The sequence below is a fragment of the Streptomyces sp. NPDC020917 genome, from assembly GCF_044333795.1.
GTDB lineage: Bacteria > Actinomycetota > Actinomycetes > Streptomycetales > Streptomycetaceae > Actinacidiphila.
Map to the genome: position 1 here is coordinate 334,852 of NZ_JBIRRR010000009.1, position 11,126 is coordinate 345,977.

The following is an 11,126-nucleotide window of genomic DNA, read 5'->3' on the forward strand; positions in this document are numbered from 1 at the left end:
CCACGCCGGGGGCCGGGCGAAGGTGATCAGCGCGCGTGCATCCACTGTTCCATGAGAGTCAGCAGATGATCGGTGTCGACAGGCTTCGTCACATAATCCGACGCTCCTGATTCGATGGCCTTTTCACGATCTCCCTTCATCGCCTTCGCGGTGAGGGCGATGATCGGCAGTCCGGCGAACTGCGGCATCTTGCGAATCGCCGCAGTCGTGGCGTATCCGTCCATCTCCGGCATCATGATGTCCATCAGCACGACGGCGATGTCGTCGTACTGCTCCAGGACCTCGATGCCCTCCCGGCCGTTCTCGGCGTAGAGCACCGTCAGGCCGTGCTGCTCCAGGACGCTGGTGAGCGCGAAGACGTTGCGGATGTCGTCGTCGACGATGAGCACCTTCTCGCCGCTGAAACCGCCGGAGAAGCCCGTGTAGGCGTCGGAGTGGGCGTCCTCGATCCACGGCTCGGGTGCGGGCAGTTGGCCGTTGGACTGCGGGCGGCCGTTGCTCTGCGCGCCGTTGCCGTTCGCGCCGCCGTTCCCGTTCCCGTTGGCGTTGGCGTTGACGCCGGCCGGATGAGGCGCGGGCTGCGCCGAGCGCCGCCGCAGCCGGGCCAGGCTGCTGCCGGGGCTGCGGGTCCTGCCGCCCTGCTGCTCGCCCTCGCCCTGCCCGCCGGCGGGCGCCTGGCCGACCGCGGGCGGCACGTCGCCGAGCGACATCGGCAGGTAGAGGGTGAACGTCGAACCGCGGCCGGTCTGGCTGTCGGCGTGGATCTCGCCGCCCAGCAGCCGCGCGATCTCCCGGCTGATGGACAGGCCCAGGCCGGTGCCGCCGTACTTGCGGCTGGTGGTGCCGTCGGCCTGCTTGAACGCCTCGAAGATGACCCGCATCTTGCTGGCCGCGATGCCGATGCCGGTGTCGGTGACCGAGAACGCGATCAGCGGCTGGTCCGGCTCGCGCAGGCTGCCGGCCTCCAGCAGCTGCTCGCGGATGGACTGCGGCACCTCGGCGCCGGCCGGCCGGATCACCAGCTCCACCGACCCGCTGTCGGTGAACTTCACCGCGTTCGACAGCAGGTTGCGCAGCACCTGCAGCAGCCGCTGCTCGTCGGTGTGCAGGGTGACCGGCAGTTCGGGCGACACCCGCACCGAGAAGTCCAGGCCCTTCTCCGCGGTCAGCGGCCGGAAGGTGGCCTCGACGTAGTCCACGAGCTGGACCAGCGCGATCCTGGTCGGCGAGACGTCCATCTTGCCGGCCTCGACCTTCGACAGGTCCAGGATGTCGTTGATCAGCTGCAGCAGGTCCGAGCCCGCGCCGTGGATGGTCTCGGCGAACTCCACCTGCTTCGGCGACAGGTTGCGGTCGGCGTTGTCGGCGAGCAGCTTGGCCAGGATCAGCAGCGAGTTGAGCGGCGTGCGCAGCTCGTGCGACATGTTGGCCAGGAACTCCGACTTGTACCGCATGGAGACGGCGAGTTGCTCGGCGCGCTCCTCCAGGACCTGCCGCGCCTCCTCGATCTCGGTGTTCTTCACCTCGATGTCGCGGTTCTGCCGCGCCAGCAGCTCGGCCTTGTCCTCCAGTTCGGCGTTGGACAGCTCCAGCGCCCGCTGCCGGTTCTCCAACTCCGCCGAGCGCTCCTGGAGTTGCTCGGTCAGCTCCTGGGACTGCTTGAGCAGGCCCTCGGTCTTGGTGTTGACCGAGATGGTGTTGACGCTGATCGCGATGATGTCGGTGATCTGGTTGAGGAAGTCCTTCTGGATCTGCGTGAACGGCTGGAACGCGGCCAGTTCGATGACGCCCAGCACGCGGCCCTCGAAGAGCACCGGCAGCACGATCAGGTGGGACGGCGGTGCCTCGCCCAACCCGGAGGTGATCTTCAGATAGCCCGGCGGGACCTGCTCGACGAGGATCGAGCGCTTCTCCACCGCGGCCTGCCCGATCAGCCCCTCACCCGGCATGAACACGGTGGGCATCGTGCGGCGCGAGAAGCCGTAGCTGCCGATCAGCTTCAGCTCGTAGTCCTCGCCCGCCTCGGTGGTGTCCTCGGCGAGGAAGAACGCGCCGTGCTGGGCGGAGACCACCGGGGTCAGCTCGCTCATGATCAGCGCGGCGACGTCGCGCAGGTCGCGGCGGCCCTGCATCAGGCCGGAGATGCGCGCCAGGTTGCCCTTGAGCCAGTCCTGCTCCTTGTTGGCGAGGGTGGTCTCGCGCAGGCGCACGATCATGGTGTTGATGTAGTCCTGCAGCTCCAGGATCTCGCCCGCCGCGTCGACGTCGATCCGCAGGTTCAGGTCGCCGCGGGTCACCGCGGTGGCGACCTGGGCGATGTTGCGCACCTGGCTGGTCAGGTTGTTGGCCATCAGGTTCACCGACTCGGTGAGGTCCTTCCAGATGCCGGAGACACCCGGCACCCGGGCCTGGCCGCCGAGGCGGCCCTCGGTGCCCACCTCGCGGGCCACCCGGGTCACCTCGTCACCGAAGGCGGACAGCTGCCCGACCATGGTGTTGATGGTGGTCTTCAGCTCCAGGATCTCCCCGCGCGCGTCCACGTCGATCTTCTTCGACAGGTCACCGCGGGCCACGGCCGTCGTCACCTGGGCGATCTGCCGCACCTGGCCGGTGAGGTTGGACGCCATGCCGTTGACGGACTCCGTCAGGTCCTTCCAGGTGCCCGCCACGCCCGGCACCCGCGCCTGGCCGCCGAGGATGCCCTCGGTGCCCACCTCGCGGGCGACGCGGGTGACCTCGTCACCGAACGCCGACAGCGTGTCCACCATCGTGTTGATGGTGTTCTTCAGCTCCAGGATCTCGCCGCGCGCGTCGACGTCGATCTTCTTCGTCAGGTCGCCGTTGGCGACCGCGGTGGCGACGGAGGAGATGGACCGCACCTGGCTGGTCAGGTTGGACGCCATGCCGTTGACGGACTCCGTCAGGTCCTTCCAGATGCCGGAGACGTCCCGCACCCGCGCCTGACCGCCCAACTGCCCCTCGGTGCCCACCTCGCGGGCCACGCGGGTGACCTCGTCACCGAACGCCGACAGCGTGTCCACCATCGTGTTCACGGTCGTCACCAGCGCGAGGATCTCGCCCTTGGCGTCGACGGTGATCTTCCGGGACAGGTCGCCGTTGGCGACCGCGCCGGTGACGTCGGCGATGTTGCGGACCTGGCTGGTCAGGTTGTTCGCCATGAAGTTGACGGACTGGGTGAGGTCCTTCCAGGTGCCGCTGACGCCCTTGACCTCGGCCTGGCCGCCCAGGATGCCCTCGGTGCCCACCTCCCGGGCCACCCGGGTGACCTCCTCGGCGAACGACGACAGCTGGTCGACCATCGTGTTCAGGGTGTTCTTCAGCTCGAGGATCTCGCCCTTGGCGTCCACGTCGATCTTCTGCGACAGGTCACCGCGGGCGACCGCGGTGGCGACCTGGGCGATGTTGCGGACCTGGCCGGTGAGGTTGCCGGCCATGAAGTTCACGGAATCCGTCAGGTCCCGCCACACGCCGGCCACACCGGGCACCTGCGCCTGACCGCCGAGACGCCCGTCGGTGCCCACCTCGCGGGCCACCCGGGTCACCTGCTCGGCGAACGACGACAGCTGGTCGACCATCGTGTTGATAGTGTTCTTCAGTTCCAGGATCTCGCCGCGTGCGTCGACGTCGATCTTCTGCGACAGGTCGCCGCGGGCGACCGCCGTCGTCACCTGGGCGATCTGCCGCACCTGGGACGTCAGGTTCCCGGCCATGAAGTTGACGGAGTCCGTCAGGTCCTTCCAGGTGCCGCTGACGCCGTCCACCCGGGCCTGGCCGCCGAGGCGGCCCTCGGTGCCCACGTCGGTGGCCATCCGCGTCACCTGGGCGGAGAACGAACCCAGCTGGTCAACCATGCGGTTGACGGTGTTCTTCAGCTCCAGCATCTCGCCGGAGACGTCCACCGTGACCTTCTGCGTCAGGTCGCCGTTGGCCACCGCCGTCGTCACCTGCGCGATGTTGCGGACCTGCCCGGTGAGGTTGCGGAACGCGGTGTTGACCGAGTCCGTCAGGTCCTTCCACGTGCCCGCGGCCCCCGGCACCGCCGCCTGACCGCCCAACTGCCCCTCGACGCCGACCTCCCGGGCGACCCGGGTCACCTCGGCGCCGAACGCCGACAGCTGGTCGACCATCGTGTTGACGGTGTTCTTCAGCTCCAGCATCTCGCCGGAGACGTCCACCGTGACCTTCTGCGACAGGTCGCCGTTGGCCACCGCCGTCGTCACCTGCGCGATGTCCCGCACCTGCGCGGTGAGGTTGCGGAACGCGGTGTTGACCGAGTCCGTCAGGTCCTTCCACGTGCCCGCGGCGCCCGGCACCTGCGCCTGACCGCCCAACTGCCCCTCGGCGCCGACCTCTCCGGCCACCCGGGTCACCTCGTCGGCGAACGTCCGCAGCGTCTCGGTCATCGCGTTGATGGTCTCGGCGAGCTGCGCCACCTCGCCGCGCGCACCGATGGTGATCTTCTGCGTCAGGTCGCCGTTGGCGACCGCCGTCGTCACCTGGGCGATGTCCCGCACCTGTGCGGTGAGGTTCCCGGCCATCAGGTTGACCGAGTCCGTCAGGTCCTTCCACACGCCGGCGACGCCGGGCACCTGCGCCTGGCCGCCCAACTCGCCCTCGGTGCCCACCTCCCGGGCGACGCGGGTCACCTCGGAGGAGAACGAGGACAGCTGGTCCACCATCGTGTTGACGGTGTTCTTCAGCTCCAGCATCTCGCCGGCCACGTGCACCGTGACCTTGCGGGACAGGTCGCCCTTGGCGACCGCCGTCGTCACCAGCGCGATGTCGCGCACCTGGGCGGTCAGCCGGTACGCCATGGTGTTCACAGAGTCGGTCAGGTCCTTCCAGGAACCCGACACCCCCCGCACCTTCGCCTGGCCGCCGAGCTTGCCCTCGGTGCCGACCTCGCTGGCCACCCGGGTCACCTCGTCGGTGAACGCCGACAGCTGGTCGACGAGGCCGTTGACGGTGCGGCCCACCTTCAGGAACTCGCCGCGCAGCGGATGCGCCGACCCGTCGGCGTTCTGCGCCCGCAGGTCCATGCGCTGGTCCAGGTCGCCCTCGGCAACCGCCGACAGCACGCGGCCCACCTCGGACACCGGCCGCACCAGGTCGTCGACCAGCGCGTTCGACGCCTCGATGGCGGACGCCCAGGCGCCCTCGCAGGCCCCCGTCTCCAGCCGCTCGGTCAGCTTGCCGTCGCGACCGACGACCCGGCGTACCCGCGCCAGCTCCCCGGTGAGGTGCTGGTTACGGTCCGCCACCTCGTTGAAGACCGCGGCGATCTCCGCCATCGGTCCTTCGCCGGTCACCGTCAGCCGCTTGCGGAAGTTCCCGTCCCGCATGGCGGCGAGGGCCCCGACCAGCTTGGCGAACGACGCCGAGTCGACTTCTACGGTCCCGCTGCCACGGGATCGCCCGTTCTTCGTACGCGTGACCGCGGTCCGCGCCGATGCGCCAGACTCCACCGTGTCCCTCCTGGGGGGTCGACCGACCCGCAGATGTGCAATGTTGCCGACTGCAGAACATGCCCAGTGTTTCACTCCGACCCCACCCGGCCATAACAGTTCGGCAGCATCGCATATGACCGGGGGGCATCTTCGGGGTGGAAACACCCGCAACCGGCGCACGGACCGTCCGCACGGGTCAGTAACCTGGGCCCTGGTATCGGGTGCCCGCGCCAATCGAGCGGGCATGCACCTCATGAGGAGCCGCCCGTGGCAGTCAGGCAGCACGGCGGCAGGCCGGCGGACGCGTCGAGCGCGCCCGCCTTGTCACGAGCAACGAGGAGACCGGTGATCACGGCGCGCGCAGCGGCCACCTTCGAACCGGTGGGGCGGTCGGTCGCGGTCGCCCGCGCCTTCGTCCGCGACACCCTGCAGGGCTGGGGCTTCGCCGACGTCGTGGACGACGCCGTCGTCCTGACCAGCGAGCTCGTCACCAACGCGGTCGTCCACGCCGGCACCGCCGCCGACGTGCAGTGCCTGCGGTACGAGACCGCGGTGCGCGTCGAGGTCGCCGACCACTACCCCGAGCGCGAGATCCCGCTGCAGAGCCGCGGCCGGCAGTTCCGCGAGGGCGACCACGAGGGCGGGCGCGGCCTGCTGCTGTGCGCCGCGCTGGCCAGCCGCTGGGGTGTGGAGTACACGTCCTCCGGCAAGCATGTCTGGTTCCAGCTCGACCTGCCCGAACGGCCGGCGGGCACCCGCTCCGCGGGGCCGCTGCTGCCGCCGTCGGCCCTCCCGGTGGCCGACGAGCGGGTCAGGGTCGCCGTCGTGCAGGTCGACCGCGAGGGCGGCATCACGCGGTGGAACGACGACGCCGCCGACCTGTTCGGCCACGCGGCCGCGGACGTCGTCGGCAAGTCGCTCGCCGACCTCACGGCGTGGCCGCAGACCCCCGGCACCGGTATCGGGCTGGCCGAGGCCCTCCAGCTGTCCCGCTGGGAGGGCACCTACGGCCTGCGCGACGGCTCCGGCCGCGTGCTGCCCGTCTACGGCTCCCATCTGCGCGTCCGCGACACCTCCGGCGAGCCCTCCACGGTGTGCCTGCTGGTGCGCGCCGAGGAGCGCGCGGTGCTGCAGACCCCCACCCGCGGCGCGGTCCCGCTCGACAGCGCGCTGAGCCAGCGCGACAAGAGCTCCGACGCGTTCGAGGTCTTCATCGGCTCCCCGGCGCCCGACGACCTGGACGGCCTGCTGCAGCGCACGGTCGAACGCGCCCGCGACATGCTGGACGGCGACGCGGCCTACCTGCTGCTGGCCACCGACGACGAGACCGAGCTGGAGGTCCGTGCCTCCACCGGCCTCCCGTCGGCCCGCCAGCGGTTCGCCCGGGTGCCCGTCGAGGCCGGCACCGGACGCTACGGCAGCGCCCGCATGCCGGCGGTCCACGAGGACCTCACGGCGGTGCCCGGCGCGGTGCCGCTGCTGTCCGGCACCGGGATGCGCTCGGTGGTCACCGTCCCGCTGAAGGTCGAGGGCCGCCTCACCGGCTCGATCGGCGTGGCCGCCGAGGCGCCGGGCCGCTACTCGAACCAGGAGGCCCTGCGGCTGCAGTTCGCCGCGGACCGGATCGCGCTGGCCGTGGAGAGCGCCCGGCTCACCGAGCTGGAGCGGCTGCGCCGCGGCTCGCTGTCGTTCCTCGTCGAGGCCTCCGACCTGCTGGCCGGCACCCTGGAGCGCGACCAGACGCTCGCGCTGATGGCCCAGATGACGGTGCCGACACTCGCCAGCTGGTGCGCGGTCTACACGATCGCCGACCAGGCCGAGCCGGAGCTGGCCTTCGTGCTGCACGAGGACGAGGACCGGATCGACGGCATCAAGGCGCTGCTGTCCCAGGTCCGGCCGCCGGAGCCGGATCCGACGCCCGGCGCCCGCTTCTGGACCGCCCCGTCGGACGCGGCGCACTCCAGCGCCCTGCGCGCCTCGCTGCGCAGCCTCGGCCTCGGGTCGGCGTCCGGCGCGCGCCCGGCCAGCGGGCCGGGGATAGCGCTGGCGACGGCCGCCGCGGTCGGCGGGGAGACCGTCGTCCTGCCGCTGGTCGCCCGCAACCGCGTGATCGGCATGCTCACGCTCGGCAAGCCCACGGACGAGCGGTTCCGCCAGGAGATCCTCGAACTCGCCGAGGACCTCTCGCGCCGTGCCGCGCTGGCCCTGGACAACGCCCGCCTCTACAGCGAGCGCACGGCCATCAGCCAGGCGCTCCAACGCAGCCTGCTGCCGCCGGAGCTGCCACGCGTGCCCGGTGTCGAGGTCGAGGTGGTCTACCGGGCGGCCGGCGAGGGCAACGAGGTCGGCGGCGACTTCTACGACCTGTTCCCGATCCGGGACGGCTGCTGGGGCTTCGCGATCGGCGACGTCTGCGGCACAGGACCGGAGGCGGCCGCGGTCACAGGCCTGGCCCGGCACGCCCTGCGCCTGCTGGCCCGCGAGGGCTTCGGCGGCCCCGCGGTCCTGGAGCGCCTCAACGCCGCCATCCTCGACGAGGGCGCCCGCAGCCGCTTTCTCACCCTTCTCTACGGGGAGTTGTGGCCGCAGCACGACGGCAGCGCGGTGCTGCGCATGGTGTGTGCGGGCCACCCGCTGCCGCTGCGGCTGCGCCCGGACGGCTCGGTGGAGCCGGCCGCCGACCCGCAGCCGCTGCTGGGCGTCATGGAGGACCTGGAACTCGTCGAGCAGTCCGTGACGCTCGATCCGGGGGACGTCCTGCTGTGCGTCACCGACGGGGTCACCGAGCGCCGCGAGGGCACCCGGATGCTGGGCGACGACGGTCTGGCGGACGTTCTGGCGACGTGCACGGGACTGACGGCGGGAGCCGTCGCGGCCCGCATCCAGCGCGCGGTGGAACGGTTCGCGTCCGACGCGCCGTCGGACGACATGGCGATCCTCGCGATGCGCGTCCCGACGCTGCCGACGCCCTGAGTCCAGGACGCGAAAAGGCCCCCGCCGGTACGGCGGGGGCCTTTTCCATCGGAGCCCCAATACGGAATCGAACCGTAGACCTTCTCCTTACCATGGAGACGCTCTACCGACTGAGCTATTGGGGCGCTGTCGACGGGAAGATCTTAGCCCATGAACGGGTGTGCGGCGAAACCCTGTCCGAGCCCGATCGGAGGCAAGCCGGCTCGGGCTCCGCACTGGGTGCGGACCGCTCAGAGCAGGCCGCCGAGCGCGTTGCAGGCGTCCGCGACGTGCGTCAACTCCCGCTGGGTGAGCCCGGAGTGGACGGGCAGCGTCAGACTGTCGGCGGCGGCGCGCTCGGTCTCGGGCAGGAACTCGCCGGACCGGTGGGCCGGCATCCGGTGCACGGGTACCGGGACGCTGACCGTGGCACGCACCCCGCGAGACGCCAACGCCCGTGCGAAGGCGTCGCGGTCGGGCCGGCCGTTGCCCGGTATCCGCACCGTGTACTGGTGGTAGACGTGGTGGACGCCGGGCTCCGCGTAGGGCACGACGACGCCCTTGAGCGCGGAGTCCAGGAACCGGGCGTGCGCGCGGCGCCGTGCCACGGCGCCCACGTCCTCGGCACTCCCTCCCTCCTCGACCAGCGCCAGCGAGCGGCGGTCCGCCAACTCGCCCAGCCGGCCCAGCGGTGCGGGGTGCCCGAACACGCCGACAGGGATGATCGCGGCGGTGCGGGAGGTGATCAGCGCGGCGACCGACTCCGGGTCGAGGCAGAAGGTCCGCGCGTCGATGTCCGCGAACACCGGGAGTGCGCCCGCGAGTCGGACGGCGTCGGCGGGCGCGCTCGGCCCGAAGGACGGCACGATCACCTCGTCGCCGGTACCTATCCGCAGCTCCGTGAGGGTGTCCCGGAGCGCTGCGGCGGTCGCGTCCGAAGCGATCCTGTGCCGTCGTCCGGCAGTCGTCATCTGCTGCACGTCTCCACACCTCCGCCTGTCGGGGTGCCCAGGTTCCCGGGGCGACGTGAACGTCAGGTAACGGCAAACAGAAAAACCCCGGCCCCTGAGCCAAAGCTCAGGAGTCGGGGTTTCCCTCAATATTTGTTCGGCGGTGTCCTACTCTCCCACAGGGTCCCCCCTGCAGTACCATCGGCGCTGAAAGGCTTAGCTTCCGGGTTCGGAATGTAACCGGGCGTTTCCCTAACGCTATGACCACCGAAACACTATGAAACAACACCACACCCCAACCCGATACACGGGGGGTGTGGATGCTGGTTGTTTCAGAACCACACAGTGAACGCGAGCACATATGGACAAGCCCTCGGCCTATTAGTACCGGTCAGCTCCACACCTCACGGTGCTTCCACATCCGGCCTATCAACCCAGTCGTCTACTGGGAGCCTTACCCCATCAAGTGGGTGGGAGTCCTCATCTCGAAGCAGGCTTCCCGCTTAGATGCTTTCAGCGGTTATCCCTCCCGAACGTAGCCAACCAGCCATGCCCTTGGCAGAACAACTGGCACACCAGAGGTCCGTCCGTCCCGGTCCTCTCGTACTAGGGACAGCCCTTCTCAAGACTCCAACGCGCGCAGCGGATAGGGACCGAACTGTCTCACGACGTTCTAAACCCAGCTCGCGTACCGCTTTAATGGGCGAACAGCCCAACCCTTGGGACCGACTCCAGCCCCAGGATGCGACGAGCCGACATCGAGGTGCCAAACCATCCCGTCGATATGGACTCTTGGGGAAGATCAGCCTGTTATCCCCGGGGTACCTTTTATCCGTTGAGCGACGGCGCTTCCACAAGCCACCGCCGGATCACTAGTCCCTACTTTCGTACCTGCTCGACCCGTCAGTCTCACAGTCAAGCTCCCTTGTGCACTTACACTCAACACCTGATTGCCAACCAGGCTGAGGGAACCTTTGGGCGCCTCCGTTACCCTTTAGGAGGCAACCGCCCCAGTTAAACTACCCACCAGACACTGTCCCTGATCCGGATCACGGACCGAGGTTAGACATCCAGCACGACCAGAGTGGTATTTCAACGACGACTCCACCCAAGCTGGCGCTTGAGCTTCAAAGTCTCCCACCTATCCTACACAAGCCGAACCGAACACCAATATCAAGCTATAGTAAAGGTCCCGGGGTCTTTCCGTCCTGCTGCGCGAAACGAGCATCTTTACTCGTAGTGCAATTTCACCGGGCCTATGGTTGAGACAGTCGAGAAGTCGTTACGCCATTCGTGCAGGTCGGAACTTACCCGACAAGGAATTTCGCTACCTTAGGATGGTTATAGTTACCACCGCCGTTTACTGGCGCTTAAGTTCTCAGCTTCGCCACGACGAATCGTGACTAACCGGTCCCCTTAACGTTCCAGCACCGGGCAGGCGTCAGTCCGTATACATCGCCTTACGGCTTCGCACGGACCTGTGTTTTTAGTAAACAGTCGCTTCTCGCTGGTCTCTGCGGCCACCCCCAGCTCAGGAAGCAAGTCCCCTCACCAGGTGTGGCCCCCCTTCTCCCGAAGTTACGGGGGCATTTTGCCGAGTTCCTTAACCATAGTTCACCCGAACGCCTCGGTATTCTCTACCAGACCACCTGAGTCGGTTTAGGGTACGGGCCGCCATGAAACTCGCTAGAGGCTTTTCTCGACAGCATAGGATCATCCACTTCACCACAATCGGCTCGGCATCAGGTCTCACCCT

Annotated in this window: 3 protein-coding genes, 1 tRNA gene and 2 rRNA genes; 1 reads left to right on the top strand and 5 read right to left on the bottom strand. The window is 68.9% G+C overall.

Annotated features, from left to right (window positions below):
* Positions 1-26: 26 nt before the first annotated feature.
* The gene (locus ACH4TG_RS21780; RefSeq protein WP_398244053.1) at positions 27-5,486 is read right to left on the bottom strand and encodes a HAMP domain-containing protein; all 5,460 of its coding nucleotides are present in this window, start codon (positions 5,484-5,486) and stop codon (positions 27-29) included.
* A 327-nt stretch (positions 5,487-5,813) separates the two neighbouring features.
* Between ACH4TG_RS21780 and ACH4TG_RS21785 the strand changes: the two genes are divergently transcribed.
* A complete protein-coding gene (locus ACH4TG_RS21785; protein WP_398244054.1) occupies positions 5,814-8,441 on the top strand; it encodes a SpoIIE family protein phosphatase in 2,628 nt (875 codons plus the stop codon).
* Positions 8,442-8,493: 52 nt separating this feature from the next.
* Here ACH4TG_RS21785 and ACH4TG_RS21790 read toward each other — a convergent pair.
* From ACH4TG_RS21790 to ACH4TG_RS21805, 4 genes are all read right to left on the bottom strand, one after another.
* Positions 8,494-8,566, bottom strand: a tRNA-Thr gene (locus tag ACH4TG_RS21790).
* Positions 8,567-8,671: 105 nt separating this feature from the next.
* Positions 8,672-9,391 carry a DegT/DnrJ/EryC1/StrS family aminotransferase gene (locus ACH4TG_RS21795; RefSeq protein WP_398244068.1) on the bottom strand — a complete coding sequence of 240 codons (720 nt, stop codon included), beginning with the start codon at positions 9,389-9,391 and terminating at the stop codon, positions 8,672-8,674.
* A gap of 134 nt (positions 9,392-9,525) precedes the next feature.
* A 5S ribosomal RNA gene (rrf, locus tag ACH4TG_RS21800) occupies positions 9,526-9,642 on the bottom strand.
* A gap of 89 nt (positions 9,643-9,731) precedes the next feature.
* A 23S ribosomal RNA gene (locus ACH4TG_RS21805) occupies positions 9,732-11,126 on the bottom strand; the annotation flags it as partial.

Coding starts and splice junctions, on each gene's coding strand:
- ACH4TG_RS21795 (WP_398244068.1), bottom strand. CDS start 9,391: ATGACGACTGCCGGACGACGGCACAGGATCGCTTCGGACGCGACCGCC.